Here is a 24,427-nt window from a genome sequence, read left to right as displayed (position 1 = left end):
GGGGCCAGGCGGGCGCGTCGGTCACCCGAGCAGGGTCTCGCCCAGGAAGCCGTGCTCGTCGCACCCGGGCAGGATCGCGAACACGGCCGACCCGAGGGGCGTCGTCCACGTGTTGAGCAGATCCGCCTGTGCGAGCCGCTCCTGAATCGGCACGAACTGCGCGTCCACGTCCGCCTGAAGAGACACGAACAGCAGCCCCGCATTCGAGGTCTGTCCGTCCTCGGGCGGATCGTCGTAGTTCCAACCGAGCCGAACGATGCGCTGGCGCGGATCGTCCGGTCGAGCCCTGCGCACGTGCGCCACATCGGAGATCACCGGGAAGCCACGCGCGTCGACCGCCTCGAGGTCCACAGGATCGTGCTCGCCGCCGCCCGTGAGCGGAGCGCCCGTGTCGAGGGTCCGCCCCACCGCGTTCTCGCGCCCGGGGCGGTCGACCTCGTCCCACGTGTCGAGATCCATGCGAATGCGCCGCAGCACCAGCGACGTGCCGCCGGCGAGCCAGCCCTCCGTGATGAACGCGCGCGCCGCTCGCTCCTCGGAACCGACCGCGGGGCTCTCGGTGCCGTCGAGCTGGCCGAAGAGGTTGCGCATGGTCGCACCATCGCGCCGCGTGCCCGCGGCATGCCGGAATCCGGACTGACGCCAACGCTCCGAGGTGAATCGTGCAGCGTCCTTGCCGAGCATGCGGCACGCATGCGAGACCGCGAGAGCATCGTCGGCGGCGACCATGAGCAGCAGATCGCCGTCGCACCACCGTTCCTCCAACGCGTCGATCGAGAACGGCGGGAGGGGCTTCAGCCACGTCGGCACGGCAGGGTCGCCCCCGGCGAGCGCGACCGCTGCGGGACCCCAGCCGACCGTGACCGTCAGGCGCGCGGGGCGTGACGCCAGCTCCGGCTCGGAGTCTGCCAGCGGTGCCACACCAGATGTGAGGCGCCGTGCGTCGTCGGTCCACAGTCGCATGAGCCGACGCAGGTCCTCCCGCGTCGTCCCCGGCACGAGGTCGTACGCGAGCATCGTGACGTGGGCGGCAGGCGCGCTCGCGACCCCCGCCTGGTGCGGTCCGTGGAAGGGGACCTGCGCCAAGCCGAGCGCGCCGTCGGAGCCGGCCGCTGCGTCGGGCATGCCGACGGCGGCGGCCGCACCTCCTGCGACCGCCCCGACGGCTGCTCCGGCCGCGCCGCCGAGCAGGAAGCTGCGGCGGCTCGGGCCGGTCCGAGGCTTACCGGGGGCGCCCACTCAGCTCTCTCCGTCCATGCCATCCACGTCGTGCGAGTACTCCTCCTGGGCGCCCGAGTAGTCCTTGACCACGGCGACGATCTCCTGCGTGGAGCCGTCGGACCACTCGAGTGTGAGGGTGACGTCGTCGCCAGCGATCAGCGGCTCGGTGATGCCCATGAGCATGAGGTGGTTGCCGCCAGGCTCGAGCGTGAGGCTGTCGCCCGCGGAGATGGTGAAGCCGCCGTCGACTTCCTGCATCATCGATGAGCCATCGGCATCCGTGAGGGTCTCGTGGAGCTCGACCATCGGTGAGGCATCCGTGGAGGCAGCGACCAAGGTGACGTCGGCGTCGGTCGTGTTCGCGAGGACGCCGAACGCGGCGGTCATGCCTTCGTCGACGGACTTGACCCACGCATCGGTGACGACGATGCCGTCGTCTGAAGCGGAGGGGGTGCCGGAGCACGCCGCGAGGGACGAGGCAAGCACGACGGTGGACAGCAGGGCGGTGAGGCGCGAGGCGCGCGGGGACGTGAACATGAGGCTCTCTTCTGAACAGGCGGCGGTGCCGCAAAGATGGGGTGTGCGCCAGGCGTGCCGGCGCTGCGCCCTGCGCTGAGCGCGCATGGGTGCGCGCCGGCGGGGGCGGGTGGGTCAGAGAGAGATCGCGGGGGGCCCGCGCAGCACCGCAGGGCCAGTCCGTACCGGGGCGAGCGCCCTGATGCGAGGCCGCGGGGTGACGAGCGAAGCGCGCAGAGGCGCGAACACGGTGGGTGCGGGCGCGAGCCAGCGTGAGGCGATGCGGTGCACGGCAGCCCTGGCTGCGACGGCGAGCGCGTTCCAGGAGGTCTCGGCGCGGCGCATCACGATGATCGTCGCGAGTGCAGCGCCCACGTGCGCGGCGCTCATCTCGGCTCCGCCATGGCCCGCGTGCGAGATGACGATGACGTCGCCCGCAGCCACGTGGTGGGCTGCCGAGTCGACCGCGAGGGTCGCCTGAGCGGCGGACCAGCTGAAGACGACGTGGTACGCCGCCTGGCTGAGTCCGACGGCGAGCGACAGTCGCCACAGCGAGCGGGCGCGTCCCGCGAACTGCACGCAGATCGCGAACGCGAGCGCGAGCGGGATGAGGATGCCGGACAGTGGCGGCATGGGCGCCCCCGCGAGCACGTGGGATCCGAGCGCGGCGAAGGTGGACGCGGCTGCGCCTGCGGCGGCGCGCGTCAGCCTCCTGCCGGGGGACACCTGCATGGGTCGATGATCGCATACGCCCTGGGGTGTGCACGCGGGAGTCGCGGCAGCGCGGCGTGCGCCCACTGTTCTCAGCTGGTCAGGGGTGTGGGAATTACGACATTGACGCGTTGCCAAAATTGTGGTGAGGTGTGCCTAACCCCGATGCGGCATCACCGCCGTTCGCCCCCGCCCCCGGAAGGACGCATGGAGACCTCGATCACGACCGTCGTCACCGGAGTGGAGACAGTCACCCCCGGATTCATCCGCGTGCGTGTGACAACCCCGCCGTCCGCATGGACCACGACCGGACGCGGTGACGAGTTCGTGCACGTCGAGGTGGGCGCCGAGACGATCGATACCGACGGGCACTCGGCACGGCACTACACCGTGAGCCGCGTGCTCTCCGACGGATTCGAGATGGAGATCGCGATCCACGGAGACGGCCCCGGCGCCAACTGGGCGCAGACCGTGCGCCCCGGCGAGACCGTCGCGGTCTCCGAGCCCAAGGCGTACTACCGGCCGCCGGCCGCGACCCACCGCCGTGTGCTCCTAGGCGACGCCACCGCGCTCCCCGCGATCGCCCGCATCCTCGCCGAGGCCTCCGAGGACGAGCGATTCACCGTGCTCATCGAGCTCGCCTCGATGGACGACGCACGCGAGCTCCCCTCGCGAGCGGACGTCGAGATCGAGTGGCGCCTGGGTGGCAACGGAGTCGTGCCGTCGGTCATGGAGCACGAGGCACGCGAGATCGTGCCCGCCCTGCTCGCCGCGGGCGAGGAGCCTTACGTGTGGGTTGCGTGCGAGTCCAAGGAGTCGCGCCGCGTCCGGCAGTACCTGCGCAATGAGGCGGGCGTGCCACTGAAGCTGCTGCGCATCGTCGGCTACTGGCACTTCGAGGCGGCCAAGGCCCTCGCCGCGTGGGAGGCCCTCACCGACGAGCAGAAGGACCAGTACATGGCCATCTGGCGCGAAGACCGCTCCGACGAGGAGAACTGGATCGAGCTCGAGCCGTTCCTTCGCAAGATGGGCGTCTAGCCCCGCTCACTCCGCGCGCGCGTAGCCGAGGTCCACGAGTGCATCCCACCCCGCGGTGGGATGCACCGACCGCTCGAAGCACGCCAGCGTCACCGCGTATGCGACCGCCTCCGCCTCGACGCGCAGCGCGGTCGTCTCCGTCATCGTCGCGCCCCCGAGCAGCGAGCCCCGCGACGCCGCAACGCCGCCCGCCTTCGCATACCCGTCCAGCAGCGATCGGAAGGCCCGACGCCCCACGAGCGTGAGTGACTGCCCCAGGTCGGTCGCGGGGTCGCCCGCGCCGAGGTCCCCCCAGTCGAGGATCGCCGCGAGCCGACCCCGGTCGCTGAGCACATTCCCGCCGTGCAGATCGAGGTGCGCCCACGTCTCGCCCTCGCGAGGCGCGCGTGCACCCGCCGCGAAAGCGGTGCGCGCCGCCTCCTCGTCGAGTTGAGGGCGTCGCTCGTCGCGGGCCGCGAGCAGGGCGTTCACGCGAGCATCGAACACCTCGGCGCGGTCCGACAGCGGTGCCGACCGTACGGGATTGCGGGGCGCGTCGGGCGGTGCCGCGACGTGCACCTGCGCGAGCGCGCGGCCGAGCTCCTTCGCGCCGGAGTCAGTGAGGGGTGCGTCGAACACGCGTTCGCCGTGCAGATACGGCACCACAGCCCACTCCCACGGGTAGCCCTCACCAGGCGTGCCGAGCCGGACGGGGGCGGGGACGGCGAAGTCCCATGTCGCGGCGAGGCTGCCGAGCCAGCGGTGCTCGCGCGACGACAGGTCCGCCGCGAGCTCGCGCCGCGGCAACCTCACGGCCAGGTTCTCGCCCAGCCGCACGGTGATGTTGTCCCAGCCCTCGTGCCGCTCGCCGAGCGGCAGGGAGGCGAGATCGGGGTGCTGCGCGGCCAGCAGGCGCGCGACGGTGTCATCGGTGATCCGGACCTCAGCGTCCGGGACTGAGCCCACAGGCATGGCGACACCTTATCCCGGTGCGAGTCTCCACGCCCGGTCAGAGCCCGTGATCACCCAGGCCAGCGCCGACGGCCAGGCGCCGTGGCCGTCCTCGTGATTGAGGTGACCCTCGCCGGGCAGCCCGATCCACGGGACGCCCCAGCGCGCGGCCGTGGCCTCAAACGGCTCCTCGCGGTACGGGTCGCGCTCGCGGGCTACGAGCCTCGTGTCGGTGATCCCCAGGTCGCGTGCGTCAGCCACAGGGAACGAGGGAACGTGCTCGCGGAGGCGGAGCGGTGAGGGCGGCGCGATGAGCGCGACACGCTCGGGCACCAGCGCGGCAGGGAGATCGCGCGCCAGGTGGGCCCACAGCACGCAGCTCAGCGAATGAGTCATGAGCACGCGCTCGCCGCTCGTCTCCGCGAGCATCTCGAGCTCACGCACGGCCACGTCGCGCCAGGCCGGCAACGTCGGTGCGTCGCGATCCGGCAGCTGCGGGTACTGGACCGGGGTGCGCCTGCGCCGCAACTCGCCCGCGAGCCAGCGCTGCCAGTGGCCGCGTGGGCGGTCGTTTCCGAGCCCATGCAGCAGGAGCACGTGCGTCACGGTGCGACGACCGTGGCGATGCGCCGCACGCCCTCCTGCAGCACCGCGGGGGGCGTCGCGAAGTTGAGCCGCGCGTGCCCTGCCCCGCCGGTGCCGAACGACGGTCCCGGATTCAGGACGACCCGACCGTCGCGGTACAGCACTTCCGAGGGGTCGTCGCCCAGGTCGGGTCCTCCCGCATCTGAGGTGCCCCGGAAGTCCAGCCAGGCCAGATAGGTGCCCTGGTTGTGCGACACCGAGACGCCCGGGAGCGTCTCCGCAACGAGCTCTGCGAGGGCATCGCGGTTTTCCTCGAGACCGGCCACCAGACCGTCGAGCCACGCGTCGCACTCGGCATACGCGACCGCCGCGGTGAGCGTGCCGTAGTGCGTGGGCCAGTGGTGGGTGCCGCTCCGATAGATGGCGAGCCACTCCTCGGCCGCGGAGCCCGCGACCAGCATCGCTCCGGGCATCGCCGCGAGGTTGAACGCCTTCGACGCCGAGTGCAGGGCGAGCCCGGTTTCGCCTCCCGCGACCGTCGTGTACGGCGTGAAGGTCGAGCCGGAGTAGACGAGCGGGGCGTGGATCTCGTCCGAGACCACGCGGACGCCGTGGGTCGCCGCAAGAGCCGCGACCGCCTCGAGCTCCGCGCGGGTGTGGACTGCCCCGCCAGGGTTGTGGGGGTTGCACAGCAGGAAGCCCGCGGAGCGCGCAGGACCGCCCGGCTCGCGCGGAGCGGTCGCCGCGAGGAACGCCTCCTCGAGCGCGTCGAAGTCGAGACGCAGCTCCTCCGTCAGCGGTGCCTCGCGGACCACGCGTCCTGCCTGCGTGAGATACGAGTAGAACGGCGGATAGACCGGGGGCGTGACGATGATCTCCTCGCCGGGCTCTGTCACGAGCAGGAAGGCGTCCACGTACCCCGTGATGACGGACTGGACTGGCTGCACGGCCGCGCCGTCGACGTTCCACCCCCAGCGGCGGTCGGCGAAGCCCGCGAAGGCGTCGATCATGGGGGCGGAGCCGGGGTAGCCGGTGTCGCCGTCCCGGATCGCGCGCTCGAGGGTCTCGCGGATGGCGGGGGCCAGCAGCACATCCATCTCGGCCACCCACATGGGCAGCGCATCGGCGTCGTAGCGCGTCCACTTCACGGAGGTGCGGGAGCGCAGCTGGTCGAGCGTGAGGTCGGTCAGCGGATTCATGATCGCGAGCCTACGCGCGCTCCGGAGTGCCGGATCTCAGGCGGCGGCACTCGTCTGGCGCGGCGACGGCGGTCGCGAGGGGGCCTCAGCCCTGCTGCTGCTCCGACTCGTGCTCGTGGTGCCCGCTGAAGGCGTAGTCGCGCCACGAGGCGAAGGTCTCGGGCAGCTCGAGGCGTTCGCGGATCGGCTCCATTGGAGCGTCCGTGGCGCCGTCGGAATCACGGGGGGCAGGCACAGTCGGGTCCTTCCGGGTGCCGCGGGTGGCGGCGAGGCGGGGAGCGCGCTGCCGCGGATCGCGGGCGCGCTGAAGTTCCCGAGGATTGTTGGGAACCCCAACAATCGTAGAGGCAAGGTGCGCTGCTGTCCACAGATAGCCGCAGGTTCGGGTGAGTACGGGCGCATTCGGCCCGCATCGGACTCGCTTGGGTCAGGCGGAGCGCGGGTTCAGGACCGTCTTGCCCACGCGCAGACCTTTGACCACCTTCGAATCCTCGCCCCGGCGGCTCTCCAGTGCGTCAGCCGCGCGGCCTACGGCCCATGCGGCGAGCGGAAGCACGATGGCCAGCAGGGCCCAGCGTCCCAGCATCCTTCTCATGGCTCTCTCCTCACGTCGGGGACGTGGAGGACAACCCCGACGCGCAGGCGGGGATTCCCGCGTCAGGCACCTACAGGTTCTGGCCGCCGGAGGACTGGTTGCCCTCGAGCACCGAGCCCGTGGTCCAGCTGAAGTCCTCCGACAGGACGCACAGCAGGGTGTCATCCGGCGTGGGGTCGGCGTCCTCGGAGGCCGCGAAGACCCACCACGAGTAGGGCCCGTCGTAGGCGTCATCGCCCAGCTGCCACAGGAACTGGCTGTCGCAGACCATCTCGTAGTGGTCCCAGGACTCGTCGGAGTACGGGTCGTCGCCCTGGATCTGAGTGCCGAGCGAGAACGAGACGAACACCTCGGCCACGTGGCCCTCGTCGCAGCCGACGACATCGAGGTCGTACCCCGCCGTGAGCGACGGCGCCAGGCACGTGCCCTCATCTGGGACGCCATCCACCCAGATCACGAAGTACGAGTCCGCCTCGGCCTCCCCGAAGATGCCGTCGCCGGGCAGAGCCAGGTCCTCGGCCCACGCGGGAGTCTCCTCGACTGGAGGCTCGTCGGCGAACGGATCCTCGTAGAAGTCCTCGACGGCCGTGTCGCCACCGGCCGAGCCGTTCGCCTCGTCGATGCTCGCGAAGACAGCGGCGGCCGCGAACATGCCCACGAAAAGCACGGTGCCGATCACACCGACCCAGCCGATCACGGTGCCGGCCAGCGCGATGCCGCGGTTGTTGGCCTCGCCGTTGCGGTTGGCCTTGAGGCCCAGATGTCCGAAGATCACGCCGAGCAGGCTGATACCGAGCAGGCTCGTGACCAAGCTCGCGATGCCCATCCAGTCCTTGTCGGTGCGTGGCGGCTGCGCGTACCCGTAGGGCGCAGCGCCATACGGTCCGGTGCCGTATGGAGTGCCGTACCCCTGGCCGTCCGAAGAGAACCCCTGCGCCGGGGTCGGACCCGCGCCGTACGGCTGACCCGTGGGAGGCGCGGCGTAGTCGTAGCCCTGGGACTGCCCGGGCGGGGCTGCGGCGGGCTGCGCCGGAAGCGGCTGAGCCCACTGCTGCGGCTGCGAATCGTCCAGCGGGGGCGCGACCCACGGATCGTTCGGGTCGGTGTACCGGTCCTTGCCCACGGCTGCCCCCTTCGCGGGCGCACGCGCGCGCCCTACCGGCCTCGACTCTAGCGCCGAGCGGCGACGCCACCCAAGCCCCTGTGAGGCAGGTCTCTCAGCGCTCCCCGGGCCCCGCGTCGGGCGAATGCGGCGACTCCGCCACCGCGTCGGCCGCGGCCTCGAGTGCGGGATCCTCACCGTGCTTGCGCACATGCCGCAGCGACACGACGGTAGTGACGGCAAGGACCGCCACGATGAACACGAGCGAGACGTTGGTGGGGATCGTCGGCACACCGGCCCACGTGCCATGTGCCCAGTGCAGTACCAGCTTCACGCCGATGAACGCGAGGATGAGCGACAGCCCGTATCCGAGGAACACCAGCTTCGACAGCGCGTTCTCGAGCACGAAGTACAGCGCGCGCAGACCCAGCAGCGCGAAAGCGTTCGTGGCGAACACCAGATAGGGGTCCGACGTGATGCCGAACACCGCCGGCACCGAGTCGACGGCGAACACGAGGTCGGTCGCGATGATCGCCGCCATCACCAGCGCCAGTGGGGTGAGCGCGCGGCGCGCACCCTCCTTTACCGTGACTCTGGTGCCGTGGTAGCTCTGCGTGACAGGCCACACGCGGCGCATGACGCGCACGATCATCAGATCGCCTGGCTCGATGTGCTCGTCCTCCTCCGCGCGCGCATCACGGAACACCTTGATGGCCGTGACCAGCAGGACCGCGCCGAACAGCAGGAACGTCCAGTCGAACGTGGCGATCAGGCCCGCGCCGACCGCGATGAAGATGCCACGCAGCACGATCGCGCCCGCGACCCCTACGAGCAGGACGCGCTGCTGCAGCGCACGCGGCACCGCGAACGCCGCCAGGATGAGGATGAAGACGAACAGGTTGTCGACCGACAGGCTCTTCTCCACGATGTAGCCCGTGTAGTAGCGAGACGCCGTGTCGCCGCCGTGCTCGAGCCACACCCACACGCCGAACAGCAGCGGCAGCGCGATGTAGAACACGCTCCAGCCCACGGCCTCCTTGAAGGAGACCTCGTGAGGCTTGCGCGTGACGATGAAGTCGAAGATCAGCAGCGCGATGACCGCCGCGATGGTGATGAACCACAGGCTGGGCGTCGCGATCGTGGCGATGTCGGTCGTCAGTTCGTCGCCGGCGGCAGGAAGGAACGGGGACATGGGTCTCCTCAGGATGAAGCGCTCCTGAGGTCTCCTTCACCGCAGCAGCGGCGCCCGCCCGGGAGGCTCATCGGAGCCTCGTACTGACCGGGACGGAACTTGGGAAGTACTCCCCTCGTGGGAAGAGGGTACGTGCTCGTGGATCGGTCCGTCTACGCGGGTGCAGCGGCGAGGGCGCGGATGGCAGCGGCCGTGCGTTCGGGCGCCCCGTCCGCGTACGTGAGGAACAGGCTGGGCTCCGTCAGCTCCAGCTCGAGAAGCACAGGGCCCTCCGCGGTGGGGAGCAGGTCGACGCGCGCATACAGCAGGTCCCTCGCCGCGGGCAGGATCTCGGCTGCCGCGCGCAGCACTTGCTCGGCGACCTCGCGCTCGGCATCCGACGCGGTGGCCGCCGTGATCTGCTCATCCGCATACACGCCGGTGGAGCGGGTGACGGCGCGCGACAGGATCGCGCCCTTCGTCGCCGCATGCGACAACTCGCCGCCCAGGAACACGAGCGCACGCTCGCCATGCGTGTCGACCTGCTCCAGGTACGGCTGGACCAGCGCGCTCCGGCCGAGCGCGTGCAGCTCCTCGACGTGCGCGAGCGCGGCCTCAGGCGAGTCGCGCACGAGCAGCGCGCCGTTGGAGCCGTTCCCCACCGTCGGCTTGACGACCACGTGCCCGGTGACCGCCGCGTCGGGCACCTGCTCGCCCGGCGCCACGAAGACGGACGGCACCACGGGGACGCCCGCCGCGGCGAGCTGTCCCAGATAGCGCTTGTCCGTGTTCCACCGGACCACCTCGAGCGGGTTCGCGAGGCGCGTCACGCGCGACACGCGCTCAGCCCACGCGAGGAAGTCGTCGAGACGGTCGATGTAGTTCCACGGCGAGCGCAGCACCACCAAGTCATATGCCGCCCAGTCGCCGTCGTCCTCCCAGGCCGCCAGGCTCGCCTCCGGGAGCGCTGCGAGCAGGGCCTCGTCATCCGCATCGAGCTCAACGAGGTCACGGGTGGTGGCAAGGGCGATCCGGTTCACGAGCACACGCTAGCGCCCCCGAGATGGAGTCCGCGCCGGGCCCATAGCTGAGGGGTTGTCGGCCGGACGCTGGGTGGGGCCGTATCCGGGCGACGACGCTGTCATGACCCCGGACACACCTCTGGCGCCGGACCTCAGGGGAGGGAGAGAGGTCTCGGCGCCAGAAAGGGTGCGGTCCGGACGGTCAAGTCCCCGGATGACCGTCCGGACCACGTTCTATGTCAGGAGCCTCAGGCTCCCTCACGTCTGTTGTCATAGACACTACGACTGCGATCTGGGCTCGTCGCGGGACCTTGGTCCCCGGATTCTGGGGAGAATCGCAGCCCCTGGCTCAGAGCGCGGGCGGCAGGGGAGGCCCGTCCACGTGTGCCTCGGGCGGCAGCTCCTGCTCGCCGCCACGGGGCCGGGCGGCAAGAGTGTCGCGCCGCACCCACCATGCGGTAGCGAGCGCGAGAGTCGCCACCGCGATCGCCGCCCATGCCGTCACCTCCTGGCCTGCGGAATGGCCCGCAGCATCGATGCCGCGGCCCGCAGCCCACGCTCCGAACGCGACCCCCGCGCCCATGCCGATGCGGACCCAGGCCATGCCCTCCGTCAGCTGCGCCTGGGACACGACGCGCTGCACGACGGTGTCCGCCGAGGCGAGCATCGGTGCGATCGTGCCGCCGGCGACGAAGCCCACCGCGGTGTACAGCGCGAGAGTGGGCATCTGCGCGATGATCGCGAACCCCGCGGCGAACAGCACGCCGATGGCGACCACGCGGATCCACAGGGCGGTGCGCCACCGGCGCGCCCCGTACAGCAGTCCTCCCACGAACGAGCCGCCCGAGATGACGCCGATGATGAGCCCTCCGAGCGCGGGGTACCCCGACTCGTCCGCGAACGCCACCGTGGTGATGTCGAGCGAACCGAAGGTCGCTCCGACTCCCGCCGTGAGCACCCCGACCGCGATCACTGCCGCAGGCACGCGCAGCCCCAGGCCGGCACCGCCGTCGGCACCGCGCGCGGGCGGCTCCGTCTCGGTCTGAGCGAGCAGCAGCGTCATGCCGACCAGGAGGCCACCGATTGCCAGGATCAGGCTCGCCGCCGGGTGGACGGTCGTGGCGAGGATTGTCACCACGGTGGGACCGAGCACGAACAGCACCTCGTCCAGCACTCCTTCGAGCGAGAACGCGGTGTGGACGTCGTCGTCGCCCCTGCCATCGTCGCCTGCGAGCAGGTGCGACCACCGGGCGCGGGTGAGTGAACCGAGCGGTCCCTGGAACGAGCCGAGCACGACTCCGAGCCACAGCAGCGGCTCCGGTCCCTGCGACAGCGCGGTGGTGAGGGTGAGCGCTGCGCCGAGCACGACGATCGCCGTGAGGGGCCACATCGCGCGCCGCTGCCCCACACGGTCCACGAGCCGAGCCGTGGGCACCGACTGCGCGGCCCACGCGATCACGCCGATCGCGGCGACGCGGCCCGACATCTCCCAGCTGCCATAGGTGCCCTCGATGAGAAGGATGACAGCGAGGTTGAACATCGAGATCGGGAATCGTGACAGCAGGCCCGCGAGCGCGAACTGCTTGGCGCCGGGGTGAGCGAGGATGCGGCGGTAGGGAGCGAACACGCCCGCCATCGTCTCAGATGCGGCCGATGTGGTCGTCAGTCGCGCTCGTCGGTGCCCTTCTCGGGGGCTCCGGCGGGGTCGTCCTCAGACGCGACGTCGCTGGCGTCCGCCTCGCCGCTGAGCATGCCGACGCGGGAGGTGCCCGACGCGTCGGGCGGCGGCAGGGCGTTGCGGCGTCGGGCGCGGACGTCTTGCAGGATCAGGAGCGTCGCGCCGCCGACGACCACGATGGCTGCGAGCGCAATGCCGCCCCACAGGAGGATGGGGCGCCAGTAGATCTCGGCGCTGTCGCCTGCGACGATGCGGATCTCGTCGCCGTCGAGCAGGTCGGCAAGTCCAAGGGTGACGGTCCGGCCCTCGATCTCGCCGGCGGTGGCCTCGGTGACGAGACCGGGGAAGGTGAAGGCGATGGAGACGTCGACCGCGCCCTCGATGAGGGCGAGGTTGCCGGCGGTCGCGCCGGCTGCGGAGGCGTCGCGGGATGGGTCCGCGGGAACGGTGAGGATGAAGGACCCGTCGGTGTGCTCGATGCTTCCGGACGCGCCCAGCCCGCCAGCGACGTCGGCAACGCCCTCCTCGTAGAGCGAGAGGGGCAGGTCGGTGAGCGTGAGCTCGATGCCCTCGAGTTCGCCGTCGTCGTATGGCTCGATCTCGATTTGACCGGGGTACTGCTCCTGCGCGGCGGCCACGTCGGGGTCGCTTGTCAGCTGCGAGTACAGATCGCCGGGGTCGAGATCGTCGAGCGGCGTGCCTGCGGGGACGTCGCCGACGAGGTCGCCGAGCTGCCCCATGAGGTCAGGCGCGAACGCGATCACCGCGTGCTGGCTGAACGTGTCGTCAGCGTGGATCTGGGTGTCCGTGTCCACACGGACGCATCCCGCGAGCGCGAGGGTCACGATGGCGGCTGCTCCGAGCCGCGCGAGGGTGCGGGTCATGCGTCCATGGTGCCTCACGTCGCGACCGCGTCGAGTGGCGCGCCGGTTCAAGCCTGGGGCTTGTCCTCGGGCGCGGCGTCGTCGGACGGCGACTCGGGCTCGGTGGTGTCCGGTGCGTCGGCGGGCGCCTCGGTCGCCACGTCGGCTGGAGCGAAGGCGGTGCCCGCCTCGGGCGCGGCGACGTAGGGTGCGGCGTCGGTCTCCACTGCGCCGGCCTCGGCGGCGGGCTTGCGGCGCATCAGGACGAGCGCGAGAACCACGGCGCCGAGCACGAGCACGCCTGCGACGATGAGCGCAGGGATGAGCCACGGCATCGATCCGCCGGCGACGGCGCTGCCGCGCGCGTCGATGGTCTCGGGGGCGTCGAGGAGGTTCCACGTGACGGTGCGACCGTCCTCGCTGAGCTCGCCGTTGGACTCGCTCACGGCTCCGGGGAACGTGATCGAGAGCGTCATCTCGGCGCCCGCGGGAGCCTCGCCCAGCTCGCCGCTCGTGTCGTACGGCCCCGACACGACGAACTCGTCGCCCTCGCGCACGATCGTGAGGCCATCGGAGCCCTCGTCGAGCGCGAAGCCGTCGAGCGTCTCGCCCTCGAAGGTCACGGTCTTGCCCACCCAGTCGTCCTCGGCGTAGCTGCTGACCTCGCCGTTCTCGTAGTCCTCGGCCGCGAGGTCACCGAAGAGCGCCTCGGCGGCCTCCTCGTCGGTGTACGTCTCGTCCTCGGTCGACATGAACTCGCCGGTGCCCTCGGCGACCGCGTAGGTGATTGAGCCGTCCACGGTGTCGTCGGACTGCAGCGCCAGGTCGAAGTCGACCTTGATGCAGCCGGTGAGCGCGAGCGCGGTGACAGCGGAGACGGCAAGCGCCTTGGAGGCGCGGGCGAGGGTCGTGTTCATGGGCACCACCCTTCCACAGCGGGCCGTGTGGCGGGAGGGCCTGGGGACGGATCGGCCAGTTCAGTCCTCGTCGCGCTGCGGCGCGCGCCGCATGAAGCCGAAGTAGATGGCGACGCCCAGCACCACGCCGATGCCGCCCAGGCCGAACCAGGCCCACACCGGCACGGCGGGCGGCACCGAGGCCTCGGCATGGAGCGAGATCTCGTCGAGCGCGGCGATCTCGTCGGCGGTCCACGTGGCGGTCATGCCCTGCACGGAGCCGTTGGTCTCGACGATCTCGCCGGGCGCGGTGATGGTGAAGACGTCCACCTCGTACGCCTGCTCGGGGTCGATCGCGGTGTACAGGTCTCCGTCCTCCGCGAGTGCGATTCCCATGACCAGCGCCTGCTCGCCCGCCGCGAGCTCGGTGGTGATGCGGACACGCACCGCGTCGTCGGTAACGATCGTGTCCACCGCAGCGCCGTCGAGCTCGACTGACGCGAGCTCGGTCTCGAGGTAGGCGTCCAGTCCGTCGGTCCACTGCGCGTACTCGGTGAGGTAGTCCTCGAACGCTTGGCGCGGGTAGCCGGTCTCGCGCATCCACGATGCGGAACCGTCCGAGGCGAGGGTGACCTCCACGAGGCCCGTGTCGCACGCGACGTCGGCGCTCGCGATGGACTCGGCGGTGCACGTGCCGGGGAAGTCGGGCAGACTCACGCCGCCCGTGTCGGCGAACGCTCCCGACGCGGGCACGAGGGCGGCGGTCGCGGCCAGGGCTGTGAGGGCGGTACGCAGCATGCGCCAAGCCTAGGTGGCGCTGGCACAGCTTCCCGATTCCGCGTCGCTTTGCCCCGCTTGCCGCGCCAAAGTGACGGCTCACGTTGCAACGTGAGACGAGACACGCCGCGTCGTCCCTGCTGGACCGTCACTTCGGCAGGGTGGGGAGTGCGGGCGGTCGTGCGTGTGGTGCGTGTGGGGCTAGCTAAGGGCCTCCGCCACGACCTCACGTGCCGCGCCCTGCACCTCGGCCAGGTGGGACTCGGAGCGAAAGGACTCGGCATAGATCTTGTAGACGTCCTCGGTGCCGGAGGGGCGGGCCGCGAACCAGGCGTCCTTGGTGGTGACCTTGAGGCCGCCGATCTTGGCGCCGTTGCCCGGGGCTGACGTGAGCTTGGCGGTGATGTCCTGGCCGGCGAGCGTGGTGGCGGGCACCTGCTCAGGTGACAGGGCGCCGAGCCGGGCCTTCTCCTCCTTGCTGGCCGCGGCGTCGACGCGCGCGTACCAGGACTCGCCGAGCTTGTCGACGAGTCCGCGGTGCAGTGCCGAGGGGGACTTGCCGGTGGTGGCGGTGATCTCCGAGGCGAGCAGGCACAGGATGATGCCGTCCTTGTCGGTGGTCCACACGCGTCCGTCGCGACGCAGGAAGCTCGCTCCTGCGGACTCCTCGCCGCCGAACGCGACGTCTCCGCTCAACAGCCCGGGCACGAACCACTTGAAGCCCACGGGTACCTCGAGAACCTTGCGTCCGAGGTCGGCGCCGACGCGGTCGATGAGGCTCGACGACACGAGGGTCTTGCCGATCGCCGTACCGGCAGGCCAGTCGGGGCGCGCGCCACCGTACAGGTACGAGATGGCGGTGGCGAGGAAGTGGTTGGGGTTCATGAGGCCGCCGTCGCGGGTGACGATGCCATGGCGGTCCGCGTCGGCGTCGTTGCCGGTCGCGACGTCGTAGGGCGCGTCTGCGCCTGACATGAGGCCGCGCAGCGACGCCATCGCCGAGGGTGACGAGCAGTCCATGCGGATCTTGCCGTCCCAGTCGAGCGTCATGAAGGACCAGCGCGGGTCCACCGTGGGGTTGACCACGGTGAGGTTCAGGCCGTGCTCCTCGCCGATCGCGCCCCAGTACTCGACCGCGGCTCCGCCCAGCGGGTCGGCGCCGATGCGTACGCCCGCCTCTTTGATGGCGGCGATGTCGATCACCGAGGGCAGGTCTCGCACGTACGTGGCCATGTAGTCGTAGCGACGCGTGGTGTCGGCCCCGAGTGCACGCGTGAGTGAGATGCGAGGCACCTGCTTCCACCCGGTGCCGAGGATCTCGTTGGCGCGGTTCGCGATCCAGCTGGTGGCGTCGGTGTCCGCGGGGCCGCCGTGGGGCGGGTTGTACTTGAAGCCACCGTCGCGCGGGGGATTGTGCGAGGGCGTGACGACGATGCCGTCGGCAAGGCCCTTGCCCGAGGTGCGCAGCCCGCTCTCCGCGAGTGCGCCGTTGGCCACGAGGATCGCATGGCTCACCGCGGGCGTCGGCGTGTAGCCGCCCTGCGCATCGATCATCACGATGACCTCGTGCGCGGCGAGCACCTCGAGCGCCGTCTCCCACGCGGGGCCGGACAGCGCGTGCGTGTCCTTGCCGAGGAACAGCGGCCCGTCGATGCCCTGCGCGGTGCGGTACTCGACGATCGCGGTGGTCGTGGCGACGATGTGCGCCTCGTTGAACGCCGTGTCGAAGGCCGAGCCGCGGTGGCCGGACGTGCCAAAGGCGACCCTCTCCGACGCGACCGTCGGGTCGGGCGCCTTGTCGTAGTAGTCGCCCAGCAGGGCGTCGACATTGATGAGGTCCTCGGGAAGGGCAACTGTGCCTGCGCGCTCGTGCATGCTGTCAGTGTGTCAGGCCGACTACCCTGATGCCATGGCCAAGAAGAACCGCGTCCCGTTCGTGCTGCGTCCGTTCGAGGGGTTGCCAGGCGAGGTGGACCTCATCGCGATGCGCGAGATCGTCCCCGCCGCGACCGCCCCCGTGAAGCTGACCAAGGAGTTCGGCGGCGCCGAGGTGCTGCTTGTGACCGTGCTGCCGTTGGACCGCCCGGCGATGCGCCGCAAGGACGGCGTGCTGATGGCGGCGATGCACCGCACCTCCACGTCGGGCGACGCCTCGCGCGACATCGCTGCGGCGATCCTCGCGTCGGAGGACCTCGAGCCGGGCGACCTGCTGCCCGTGCAGGGGGCGCTCGAGCCGGGCCCGCGTCTGCAGGACATCCTCGATACCTCGGTGCCGTGGAAGGTCACGGTGCACGAGGGCTACGACTTCTGGCTGCCCGAGGGCGAGCGCGACACCGAGGTGCAGGCCGCGCTCGAGGAGGCGAACACGGGCATCTTCCCGACCGTGAAGCTCGAGTCGGTGGAGGGCGCGTACTGGTGCCGCATGGGTGCGCGCGAGTACCTGCGCTGGGGCCAGCCCGTGGACGAGGAGGTGCTGCTCGACGCGCTCGCGCGCCTGCAGGCCAAGCGTGAGTCTGCGCTGGAGGAGGGCACCAAGCTGCTCGGGGCTTTCCGCGCGGGCGGCCTCATGATTCCCGTGTGGGAGATGGTGCCGGGCACCGAGGCCGAGGAGATCGAGAAGCCGGCCAAGGCGTTCGCTCCGGTGCTCGCTGCAGCGATCGCCGACACGACGCCGCTGAACGCCGACGAGCGCCGCGCACGTGCGGGACTCGTGTCGCGCCAGGTCACCATCCGCTGATCCCCGGCCACGGGAGGTCACAGAACGTTCACGAGAGGGTAAAAGGTGCTTTGCCTCGCCCTCAAGGATCGCTAGGCTTGTCCCGTGGACGACGCACCTGAGCCCAAGGCGGCCAAGCGCTCGTCTCCGCGTGCCCCGAGAACGACTTCGCGCGGCCCCCGCGCCCGTGCGCCGAAGCCAGAGTTGAAGACGGCGGCCGCGCTCATCGTGGCCCACGACCAGGCACGACGCATCGCCGCCACCGTGCGTGCCGCGCTCGCCATCCCGGGCGTGGACCTCGTGCTCGTCGTGGACGACGGCTCCACTGATAACACTCAGCACCTTGCGCGCAAGGCTGGCGCGGTGGTGGTTCGACACCCGCACCACACGGGGCGCGCCGCCGCGACCGAGACGGGTGCGGCCGTGATCGCGATGCGCGACGAGCCGGGTCGCACGCCCCGCGCGATCCTGCTGCTCGATGGGCGCCTGGGCAATCAGGCGATCGGGGCCGCGCCGCTGGTGCCGGCGGTGGTCGAGGGCGTGTGCGATCTGGCGATCGCGCTCACCGCAGGTGGCTCGCGCGCGCAGGGTCTCAGCTCCAAGGCGTCTCGCAAGGCGATCAAGCTCGCCTCGAACTGGGAGCCGCTGCAGCCCCTCAGCTCGATTCGTTGTCTCACGCGCGAGGCGCTCGAGGCGTCGATCCCTCTCGCACGCGGCTCCGGACTGGAGCCCGCGATGACGCTGGACGTCATCCAGTCGGGCCTGACTGTGACCGAGGTCGAGTGTGAGATCGCGGGCGCATCACGTTCGGGCACCGCGCGCACCCTGCCAGGGAGGGCTGACCAGTACCGTGAGGTGGTGATGGCAGTCGGGGCCCGGCGCATGCGCACCGGGATCTCCACCACCGGCAAGGTGGTGGGCGAGCGGCTGCACCTGACCCACGAGGAGAAGGCGTGACCCTGCCCCGCTACGCGTACCTGGGACCGGCCGGCACCTTCACTGAGGCCGCGCTGCGCGCGATGGTGCCCGACGCGTCGGCTGAGAAGGTGCCGATGGTGGACGTCCCCTCGGCGCTGGGTGCCGTGCGCTCGGGCGACGTTGACTACGCGATCGTCGCGATCGAGAACTCCGTCGAGGGCGGCGTGACGGCCACGCTCGACACGCTCGCCGAGGGCGAGCCGCTCGTCATCCTGGGCGAGGTGGTCCTGCCCATCGTGTTCGAGTTGGCGGCACGCCCCGGCACCGCGATCGAGGATGTTCAGCGTGTCTCCGCGCACTCGCACGGCCTCAACCAATGCCGACGCTGGCTCGCCGAGAATCTGCCCGGCGCACTTCAGATCCCTGCCTCTTCCAATGCGGCGGCCGCCGTCGCGCTCGCGGACGGCTCCGCCGAGTTCGATGCCGCCCTCGCGCCCCCCGGGCTGGGCGAGACGCTGGGGCTGGTGACCATCGCATCGGGCGTGGCCGACCGCACCAACTCGATGACCCGCTTCGTGCGCATCGGGCGCCCCGGCTCTGTGCCCGCGCCCACTGGCGCCGACAAGACGACGCTGGTGGTGCACCTTCCCAGCGACAAGGCCGGTGCGTTGCTCGAGATGCTTGAGCAGTTCAGCGCGCGCGGCGTGAACCTCAGCCGCATCGAGTCCCGCCCGCGCGGCGACCGCCCCGGCGAGTACTCGTTCTCCATGGACGCCATGGGGCACATCGCGGAGTCGCGCATGGCAGAGGCGCTGATCGGCCTCAAGCGCACGTGTCCCGTGGTGCTGTTCCTCGGCTCGTACCCGGCCTTCCACGGCGAGCCGCATGCGGTCGCGCCCGGCACCACCGAGCGCGACTTCGAGGACGCGGCCGCGTGGGTCGCGTCGCTCAGGGATGGCCTGGCATAGGGGCCGCTCCGCTACCTTCTCTCGCTGAGTCGCGTGTGACTCGCTGACATCACGTACTGAATTACGCGCACGAGGGCGAACCCGGCCACCGCACCTATCGTGTTCACGAGCACATCATCGACTGACGCGACGCGTCCCAGTGCGAACGCGAACTGTGCCGCTTCGATCGCGACGGAGATGAGAGCGGCCCACCCGATGCACCGGGCGACTGAGGTCGAGTGGCGGAGCGCTAGGAGTACTCCAAGAGGCGCGAAGAGCATCGCGTTGCCACCGAGCTGTACGAGCGGCACCTCGACTGAGACACTGTCGGTCAGAAGCTGCACGATGCCCGCACCTGGCACTAGCTCGATGGGTCGTGAGCCAGTCGAGGTGGTGGTCCCTGCCACGAGCGTGATGTACGCAACGGCGGCTGCCCAGCCCACGATGGCGGCACTCCACACGATGGCACGCCAACTGAGCGGTCGGTGTGCGTACCTCGCCGAGATACCTCGTACGGCGAGGCTCAGGAGCAACAGCGCACCCGCGATCATCAGGACCACAGTCATGGAGCCGTCGAGCGCTCTCATCGCTTCTGTCATCCGTGCGGCTCCTCGATTCGAGTGAGTTGCAGAGTTTCGCTGCGCGTGCGGCTACGGGTATGTCACCGTCCCATATCCCGTGAAGTAGTTCCCGTCGTTCGGGGATGGGCAGGCTGGTTCGGACCCGGCTACAGCGAACGTCGTGAGGCGCGCGCGGCGAAGTCATCCATCGCGTTGAGCACTTCCTTCGCCTGCCAGAGCTGATTGCGGCGGACCCTGCTGGTCTGCGTCAGGACGCCCGCGTCGACGAGCGTGTGGATCGCGTTGAAGGCACCCTGGGGCGACGAGCCGAGGTGCTGGGCGACGTGGCCTGAGTTGATCACGGGTTGTGCGAAGAGGTGGTCGGCGAGGCGCCACGCGCCGGAGTCAGCGCGGGCCTTGATCCGCTCGCGCCACGCCTCGTGGATGGCGCGCGTCGCCTCAGCGAGTTGCCGGCCGTTGGCGATCGCTCGGTAGGCGGAAGTGGTGAAGGTGTCGACGATCCTGTCGCAGTCGCCCTCGCGGTAGGCGGTCAGAGCGGCGAAGTAGCCTTCGACGTTGCCGAGGAGGCCGGCTGAGACGGGAACGGTCGTATGCGTCGCGTGCCCGGTCTCGCGGAGCAGGGAGTGGACGATCGCGCGTCCCGTGCGCCCGTTGCCGTCGGAGAAGGGGTGGATCGTCTCGAACTGGGCGTGCACGACCGCGGCGAGGGTGAGCCCGTTGATGTCCCGACGTCCCGCGAAGGCGACGAGGTCATCGATGCATGAGTCGACGCGGGTGTGCTGGGGAGGGATGAAGTCCGCGCCATGGGGGCTGAGATCGGGGCGCCCGATCCAGACGGGGCCGGTGCGGAACCGACCGGCGATGTCAGGATCGGTGCGCGCCATCAGAGTGGCGTGGATCTCAAGGATCTGGGCCCGTGTCAGCGCGCCAGTCGTGGATAGTGCTCGGGTCATCGCGGTGGCGTTGTCTGCCACGAGGGAAGCGTTCTGGCCTGCGGCCAGGCCCAGTGCGGCGGTCGCGAGGTTGCGCGAGTTCGCCGTGAGGTGCTCGATCTGGGAACTTGATGCGGACTCGGTGCGGAGCAGCATCGCGGGCATCGGCACAGTAAGAGCGGTCGTCTCTTTGTCAAACGCGGCGATCTCAGCTGCGGCCTCGGCGGCGTTCTCGATCGTTGCGCGCGTGAGGGAATCGGCTGGGTTCAGGCTCGCGATGGCTGCAGGAACTGCGGCGGGGTAGGTGCGGGCCTCGAGGCTCACGACCTGACGGATGGGCACGGTTCCCTGCAACTCGGCGGGCAGTTTCCAGGGGACGTTCTCGTGCGAGATCGCGGGCCACGTGGCGTCCCCGCGGGTTCCCGCGTCCTGTGGCATTGCAGCCTCCAACCTTGATCGGCGTCATCTCTTATTCAAGGATAGGTGATTAACCTTGAATAAGGAAGGGTGATGATCGAGGGTGCTGATGGTTCCGCGCTGCGAGAACCTACCCTTCGAGCACCCGTGTGTGCGCCCGATCCAGCCGACGCGCGCGCACCAGCTCCCACACGAGCGGCACCAGCAGCACGGCGCCGGCGATGGAAAGACCGTCGTAGCCCCACGCGGCCAGCGCCACTCCTGAAAGGGCACCGGCGGACGCGCCCGCGATGCCCATCGTGAGGTCCGCGACGCCCTGCACGTCCGTGGGACTCGCTGTGCCCTCGTGCGACAGCACGGACACGAGCGTCGCGGCCGCGATGGTCGCGGCGGACCACCCCAGGCCGATCAGCACCAGCCCCGCAGTCGCGAAGGCCTCGGCCGAGGAGTGCATGCCGCCGCTCGCATCGATCCTGCCCGACGCCGCGGTCAGTCCCGCTCCCACGAGCAGCAGACCGGCGCCCACCCCCACGGCACCCCACGGCCCGATGCGGTCCGTCATCCACCCGAACAGCGGCGCCAGCGCGTACATCCCGGCCACGTGCGCGCTCACCACGATGCCCACGAACGTCAGCGTCGAGCCGTGCCCATGCAGGTGCACGCTCGACATCGCCATGATGCCCACCATCACCGCATGACCGGTGGCCATGGCGGTCAGCCCCAGCCTGCCCGACGGGTGGGCCCAGATGTCCTTGAGGGTCCTGGCGATGCTGCGCGGGGCAGGCGGCGCGGCGGGCCTCGGGTCGTGCAGCAGCAGCGCGATCCCCACGGCTGCGACGGCCAGGGACGCGACCGCGAACAGCCACGGCCCGGCCAGCGAGGTGACGCCGAGCGCCTCGCCCAGTCTCGTGCCGGGCGACAGCAGGTTCGGCCCCGCCACGGCTCCCACGGCCGACGCCCACACGACCACGCTCAGCACTCGCCCTCGTGCGTGGTCGGGCACGCCGTCGGTCGCGGCGAAGCGCGCCTGGAGCCCGGCGGCCATGCCGCCGCCGGTGAGGAACATGCCGAGCAGCATCAGCGGCAGGATCCTCACGGCGCCGCCGGTGAAAGCGATCGCGGCTCCGACGGCGGCGAGCCCGTACCCGGTGGCGAGGGCGAGGCGCCGGCCCCGTGCCCCCGCCAGTCGCGCAAGCGGCACCGCGGCCAGCGCCGAGCCCAGCACCATGGCCGTCTGCGGAAGTCCTGACCAGGCCGCCGTGCCCGCGATCTCCTCCGCCAGCAGCGCCCCCACCGAGACGCCCGCCGCCACGCCGATGCCCGCGACGAGCTGCGTTGAGGCGAGCGTCACCAGCCGAGGCTTGTTCAAGGTGAGCGGGACGGCGTCGGTGCGTGCGGCGTCGGGCATGCTTCCTCCTGGGCTGGGGACTGCCCGAACGCTGACGCCGGGCGGCGGACGAGGGGTCCGCGCTGGCCTTCGGTCAGTGTAGATCCGCGTACCCTCACAGGTATGCCCCCCGAGCTGCTCGTGACGGCGCTCGCGGCCCTGAGGGATGTGGCGCTGTCGGTGACGTTCGGCGCGCTCCTGGTGGTCGCCGCGCTCGTGCCGCCGCGCCATCCCGCCGCCGCCCGCGCCGCCGCGATCGCGCGGTACGCGTCGGTGGCGTGGGCCATCGCGGCGTCGGCGATGGTGCTCGTGCAGACCGCGGTGATCACGCTGATCCCCTTCGACGACCCTGCGTTCGGTGCGACGCTCGGGCAGTTCGTCACCGAGATCGACCTGGGCGAGGCCTACCTCCAGATGGCGATCGCGGCCGTCGTCGCCTCCGTGGCTGCCGCGTTCGTGCGCGCTCCGGCGCACGCAGCCTGGGCCATGGTGCCGATCGCGTGGGGCATCGGTTGGCAGGCCGTCACGGGTCACGCCGCCGGCGCGACCGACCACCACCTCGCGGTCTCGTCTCTGTTCCTGCACATCGGGGGCGCTGCGTTGTGGCTGGGGCTCGTCGTTGTCGTCGCCGCGTTGGGTCCGGTGCTCGGCACCGCCGCGGCCGACGTTGCGCGCCGCATGTCCAAGGCCGCGGTCTGGGGTGCCGCCGCGGTGATCGTCTCGGGCGTCCTCAATGCCGCGCTGCGCATGACGGGACCCTCAGATCTGTTCACGTCCACGTATGGGCTGATCCTGTTGGCCAAGCTCGTGCTCGTGGCCGCAGCCATGGCGCTCGCAGCCTGGCATCGCCGTGTCACGCTGCCGAGACTCGAGGCGACCCCTGCGCGACGCCTGTTCGCGCGCGTCATGATCGTCGACGCTGCGGCACTCGTCGCCGTCACTGGGCTCGCTGCGGCGCTCGCGTCGTCGGCACCGCCGGTGCCGTCCGTCGCACTCGAGGATCCCAGCCCGGCGTTCTACCTCACCGGTTACGCGCTCCCGCCCGCCGCGTCTGGCGCGACATGGTTCGGCCTGTGGCGACTCGAGATCATCTCCGCCTTCGTGCTGGTCGTCTTCGCCGTCGTCTACGTGCGCTGGGCGATGCGGCTACGCACGCGCGGCGACCAGTGGCCCTGGCACCGCACCGCCTCGTGGCTCGCCGGCATCGTCATCATGCTGTGGATCACGCAGAGCGGACCGGCGATCTACGGGATGGTGACCTTCTCCGGCCACATGGTGCAGCACATGGCGCTCGTGATGCTTGCCCCCATCCCGTTGACGCTCGCCGCGCCCGTGACGCTGGCTCTGCGAGCGCTCCCGCCCCGCACCGACGGATCGCGCGGACCGCGCGAATGGCTGCGCCTCACCGTTGAATCGCGATGGCTGCGCTTCTGGGCGCATCCCATCGTCGCCGCCGTCAGCTTCGCCGGCTGGCTGATCGTCTTCTACTACTCGCCGCTGTTCGAGTTCGCGCTGTCCAACCACGCCGGCCACCTGTGGATGGTGCTGCACTTCACGCTCGTCGGGTACTTCTTCGTGAACGCGCTCGTGGGGCTAGACCCAGGACCTACCCGGCCGCGCTACCCGATGCGGCTCGTGCTGCTGTTCGCGACCATGGCCTTCCACGCGTTCTTCGGCGTCTCGCTCGCCTCCTCCGACGTGCTTCTCGCGCCCGAGTGGTTCGGTCTCATGGGTCGCGACTGGGGGCCCGACGCGATCACGGACCAGCAGTACGGCGGCGAGATTGCGTGGGGCATCGGTGAGTTGCCCGTGCTCGCGCTCGCGATCGGCGTGGCAGTGGCATGGCGGGCCTCCGACGCGCGCGAGAGTCGGCGCAAGGACCGCCAGGCCGAGCGTGACGACGACGCCGAGCTCAAGGCCTACAACGCGATGCTGGAGCGCTACCGCGAGGTCGACGAGCGCTCCTGACGCCCCTGCTTCGTCCACAGATTTCATCCACAGGTGTGTGTACACACGGTGAATCCCCAGCGAAATCGGTGGACAACGCTGTGGGGAAACGGTGGACAGAAATACGTCCCCCAATCGGCTTGCGCCGCCCCGGCGTAAGGAGTACGACTGGGGTCATCGAGAAGGGCTTCAACCCCTCGATCTGGTCGACGAGGCGGCTCCAGGGACCGGGCGTAAGCACCGGGACCTGCCGAGATCGCTTCCCGGTCAGAGGTCCG

At 70.6% G+C, this 24,427-nt stretch carries 24 protein-coding genes; 5 read left to right on the top strand and 19 right to left on the bottom strand.

What is annotated here, in order from left to right:
• Window positions 1-21: 21 nt before the first annotated feature.
• The 3 genes from B7K21_RS06500 to B7K21_RS12585 all read right to left on the bottom strand — a co-directional run bounded on the left by B7K21_RS06500 (window position 22) and on the right by B7K21_RS12585 (window position 2,469).
• A complete protein-coding gene (locus B7K21_RS06500) occupies window positions 22-1,239 on the bottom strand; it encodes a Dyp-type peroxidase (RefSeq protein ID WP_084074368.1) in 1,218 nt (405 codons plus the stop codon).
• Window positions 1,240-1,758, bottom strand: coding sequence for a copper chaperone PCu(A)C (locus B7K21_RS06495; RefSeq protein WP_084074367.1), 519 nt, complete (start codon window positions 1,756-1,758; stop codon window positions 1,240-1,242).
• Window positions 1,759-1,872: 114 nt separating this feature from the next.
• A complete protein-coding gene (locus B7K21_RS12585; RefSeq protein ID WP_159448436.1) occupies window positions 1,873-2,469 on the bottom strand; it encodes a hypothetical protein in 597 nt (198 codons plus the stop codon).
• Window positions 2,470-2,655: 186 nt separating this feature from the next.
• Here B7K21_RS12585 and B7K21_RS12580 point away from each other — a divergent pair, with 186 nt between their 5' ends.
• Window positions 2,656-3,486, top strand: a complete 831-nt coding sequence (locus tag B7K21_RS12580; RefSeq protein ID WP_159448435.1) for a siderophore-interacting protein — start codon at window positions 2,656-2,658, stop codon at window positions 3,484-3,486.
• 6 nt (window positions 3,487-3,492) lie between these two features.
• Here the strand turns inward: B7K21_RS12580 and B7K21_RS06480 are convergent, their stop codons facing one another.
• From B7K21_RS06480 to pgm, 13 genes are all read right to left on the bottom strand, one after another.
• A complete protein-coding gene (locus B7K21_RS06480) occupies window positions 3,493-4,437 on the bottom strand; it encodes a phosphotransferase (RefSeq protein WP_084074364.1) in 945 nt (314 codons plus the stop codon).
• A 9-nt stretch (window positions 4,438-4,446) separates the two neighbouring features.
• The gene (locus B7K21_RS06475; RefSeq protein ID WP_084074363.1) at window positions 4,447-5,022 is read right to left on the bottom strand and encodes an alpha/beta hydrolase; all 576 of its coding nucleotides are present in this window, start codon (window positions 5,020-5,022) and stop codon (window positions 4,447-4,449) included.
• The gene (locus B7K21_RS06470) at window positions 5,019-6,200 is read right to left on the bottom strand and encodes a MalY/PatB family protein (RefSeq protein ID WP_084074362.1); all 1,182 of its coding nucleotides are present in this window, start codon (window positions 6,198-6,200) and stop codon (window positions 5,019-5,021) included. The genes B7K21_RS06475 and B7K21_RS06470 overlap by 4 nt, the downstream gene beginning before the upstream one ends.
• 85 nt (window positions 6,201-6,285) lie before the next feature.
• Window positions 6,286-6,435: a hypothetical protein gene (locus tag B7K21_RS12575; protein ID WP_159448434.1), complete on the bottom strand. Its 150-nt coding sequence runs from the start codon at window positions 6,433-6,435 to the stop codon at window positions 6,286-6,288.
• Window positions 6,436-6,627: 192 nt separating this feature from the next.
• On the bottom strand, window positions 6,628-6,795 hold the full coding sequence (locus tag B7K21_RS12570) for a hypothetical protein (RefSeq protein ID WP_159448433.1): 168 nt from the start codon (window positions 6,793-6,795) through the stop codon (window positions 6,628-6,630).
• Between the two features lie 70 nt (window positions 6,796-6,865).
• Window positions 6,866-7,918, bottom strand: coding sequence for a DUF4190 domain-containing protein (locus tag B7K21_RS06465; protein WP_084074361.1), 1,053 nt, complete (start codon window positions 7,916-7,918; stop codon window positions 6,866-6,868).
• Window positions 7,919-8,012: 94 nt separating this feature from the next.
• Window positions 8,013-9,089 (bottom strand): TerC family protein, encoded by a 1,077-nt coding sequence (locus B7K21_RS06460; RefSeq protein ID WP_144016081.1) that lies wholly within the window; start codon window positions 9,087-9,089, stop codon window positions 8,013-8,015.
• Window positions 9,090-9,241: 152 nt separating this feature from the next.
• Window positions 9,242-10,108, bottom strand: coding sequence for a RimK family alpha-L-glutamate ligase (locus tag B7K21_RS06455; protein ID WP_200806247.1), 867 nt, complete (start codon window positions 10,106-10,108; stop codon window positions 9,242-9,244).
• Window positions 10,109-10,439: 331 nt separating this feature from the next.
• A complete protein-coding gene (locus tag B7K21_RS06450) occupies window positions 10,440-11,717 on the bottom strand; it encodes an MFS transporter (RefSeq protein WP_084074359.1) in 1,278 nt (425 codons plus the stop codon).
• 35 nt (window positions 11,718-11,752) lie between these two features.
• Window positions 11,753-12,652, bottom strand: coding sequence for a hypothetical protein (locus B7K21_RS06445; protein WP_084074358.1), 900 nt, complete (start codon window positions 12,650-12,652; stop codon window positions 11,753-11,755).
• 47 nt (window positions 12,653-12,699) lie between these two features.
• Entirely contained in the window at window positions 12,700-13,548 is an 849-nt protein-coding gene (locus tag B7K21_RS06440; RefSeq protein WP_084074357.1) for a hypothetical protein, read from the bottom strand.
• Between the two features lie 60 nt (window positions 13,549-13,608).
• A complete protein-coding gene (locus B7K21_RS06435) occupies window positions 13,609-14,325 on the bottom strand; it encodes a hypothetical protein (protein ID WP_084074356.1) in 717 nt (238 codons plus the stop codon).
• A gap of 180 nt (window positions 14,326-14,505) precedes the next feature.
• Window positions 14,506-16,179, bottom strand: a complete 1,674-nt coding sequence (gene pgm, locus B7K21_RS06430) for a phosphoglucomutase (alpha-D-glucose-1,6-bisphosphate-dependent) (RefSeq protein WP_084074355.1) — start codon at window positions 16,177-16,179, stop codon at window positions 14,506-14,508.
• Window positions 16,180-16,213: 34 nt separating this feature from the next.
• Here pgm and B7K21_RS06425 point away from each other — a divergent pair, with 34 nt between their 5' ends.
• The 3 genes from B7K21_RS06425 (at window position 16,214) to pheA (ending at window position 18,906) form a co-directional block, all read left to right on the top strand.
• The gene (locus B7K21_RS06425; protein WP_084074829.1) at window positions 16,214-17,041 is read left to right on the top strand and encodes a DUF5926 family protein; all 828 of its coding nucleotides are present in this window, start codon (window positions 16,214-16,216) and stop codon (window positions 17,039-17,041) included.
• 84 nt (window positions 17,042-17,125) lie between these two features.
• Entirely contained in the window at window positions 17,126-17,977 is an 852-nt protein-coding gene (locus B7K21_RS06420; RefSeq protein ID WP_084074354.1) for a glycosyltransferase, read from the top strand.
• Window positions 17,974-18,906 carry a prephenate dehydratase gene (gene pheA / locus B7K21_RS06415; protein WP_084074353.1) on the top strand — a complete coding sequence of 311 codons (933 nt, stop codon included), beginning with the start codon at window positions 17,974-17,976 and terminating at the stop codon, window positions 18,904-18,906. The genes B7K21_RS06420 and pheA overlap by 4 nt, the downstream gene beginning before the upstream one ends.
• 11 nt (window positions 18,907-18,917) lie before the next feature.
• Here the strand turns inward: pheA and B7K21_RS06410 are convergent, their stop codons facing one another.
• The 3 genes from B7K21_RS06410 to B7K21_RS06400 all read right to left on the bottom strand — a co-directional run bounded on the left by B7K21_RS06410 (window position 18,918) and on the right by B7K21_RS06400 (window position 22,223).
• Window positions 18,918-19,484: a VanZ family protein gene (locus tag B7K21_RS06410; RefSeq protein WP_084074352.1), complete on the bottom strand. Its 567-nt coding sequence runs from the start codon at window positions 19,482-19,484 to the stop codon at window positions 18,918-18,920.
• A gap of 128 nt (window positions 19,485-19,612) precedes the next feature.
• Window positions 19,613-20,836 carry a Fic family protein gene (locus tag B7K21_RS06405; RefSeq protein WP_084074351.1) on the bottom strand — a complete coding sequence of 408 codons (1,224 nt, stop codon included), beginning with the start codon at window positions 20,834-20,836 and terminating at the stop codon, window positions 19,613-19,615.
• Window positions 20,837-20,945: 109 nt separating this feature from the next.
• Complete coding sequence (locus B7K21_RS06400; RefSeq protein WP_159448432.1) at window positions 20,946-22,223, bottom strand: MFS transporter; 1,278 nt, start codon at window positions 22,221-22,223, stop codon at window positions 20,946-20,948.
• A 102-nt stretch (window positions 22,224-22,325) separates the two neighbouring features.
• Between B7K21_RS06400 and B7K21_RS06395 the strand changes: the two genes are divergently transcribed.
• Window positions 22,326-24,170 (top strand): cytochrome c oxidase assembly protein, encoded by a 1,845-nt coding sequence (locus B7K21_RS06395; RefSeq protein ID WP_084074349.1) that lies wholly within the window; start codon window positions 22,326-22,328, stop codon window positions 24,168-24,170.
• The last annotated feature ends 257 nt before the right edge of the window (window positions 24,171-24,427 follow it).

Source organism: Demequina sp. NBRC 110052 (genome assembly GCF_002090075.1).
In the GTDB taxonomy this organism is placed as follows: domain Bacteria; phylum Actinomycetota; class Actinomycetes; order Actinomycetales; family Demequinaceae; genus Demequina.
Note: the sequence above shows the minus strand (reverse complement) of the source record. Positions and strands in the feature narration are given on the sequence as shown.

Bases quoted from the DNA above. Each gene is read 5' to 3' on its own strand.
- B7K21_RS06495 (WP_084074367.1), bottom strand. From the start codon at position 1,758: ATGTTCACGTCCCCGCGCGCCTCGCGCCTCACCGCCCTGCTGTCCACC.
- B7K21_RS12585 (WP_159448436.1), bottom strand. From the start codon at position 2,469: ATGCAGGTGTCCCCCGGCAGGAGGCTGACGCGCGCCGCCGCAGGCGCA.
- B7K21_RS12580 (WP_159448435.1), top strand. From the start codon at position 2,656: ATGGAGACCTCGATCACGACCGTCGTCACCGGAGTGGAGACAGTCACC.
- B7K21_RS06480 (WP_084074364.1), bottom strand. From the start codon at position 4,437: ATGCCTGTGGGCTCAGTCCCGGACGCTGAGGTCCGGATCACCGATGAC.
- B7K21_RS06470 (WP_084074362.1), bottom strand. From the start codon at position 6,200: ATGAATCCGCTGACCGACCTCACGCTCGACCAGCTGCGCTCCCGCACC.
- B7K21_RS12570 (WP_159448433.1), bottom strand. From the start codon at position 6,795: ATGAGAAGGATGCTGGGACGCTGGGCCCTGCTGGCCATCGTGCTTCCG.
- B7K21_RS06460 (WP_144016081.1), bottom strand. From the start codon at position 9,089: ATGTCCCCGTTCCTTCCTGCCGCCGGCGACGAACTGACGACCGACATC.
- B7K21_RS06445 (WP_084074358.1), bottom strand. From the start codon at position 12,652: ATGACCCGCACCCTCGCGCGGCTCGGAGCAGCCGCCATCGTGACCCTC.
- B7K21_RS06440 (WP_084074357.1), bottom strand. From the start codon at position 13,548: ATGAACACGACCCTCGCCCGCGCCTCCAAGGCGCTTGCCGTCTCCGCT.
- B7K21_RS06435 (WP_084074356.1), bottom strand. From the start codon at position 14,325: ATGCTGCGTACCGCCCTCACAGCCCTGGCCGCGACCGCCGCCCTCGTG.
- pgm (WP_084074355.1), bottom strand. From the start codon at position 16,179: ATGCACGAGCGCGCAGGCACAGTTGCCCTTCCCGAGGACCTCATCAAT.
- B7K21_RS06425 (WP_084074829.1), top strand. From the start codon at position 16,214: ATGGCCAAGAAGAACCGCGTCCCGTTCGTGCTGCGTCCGTTCGAGGGG.
- B7K21_RS06410 (WP_084074352.1), bottom strand. From the start codon at position 19,484: ATGACAGAAGCGATGAGAGCGCTCGACGGCTCCATGACTGTGGTCCTG.
- B7K21_RS06405 (WP_084074351.1), bottom strand. From the start codon at position 20,836: ATGCCACAGGACGCGGGAACCCGCGGGGACGCCACGTGGCCCGCGATC.
- B7K21_RS06400 (WP_159448432.1), bottom strand. From the start codon at position 22,223: ATGCCCGACGCCGCACGCACCGACGCCGTCCCGCTCACCTTGAACAAG.
- B7K21_RS06395 (WP_084074349.1), top strand. From the start codon at position 22,326: ATGCCCCCCGAGCTGCTCGTGACGGCGCTCGCGGCCCTGAGGGATGTG.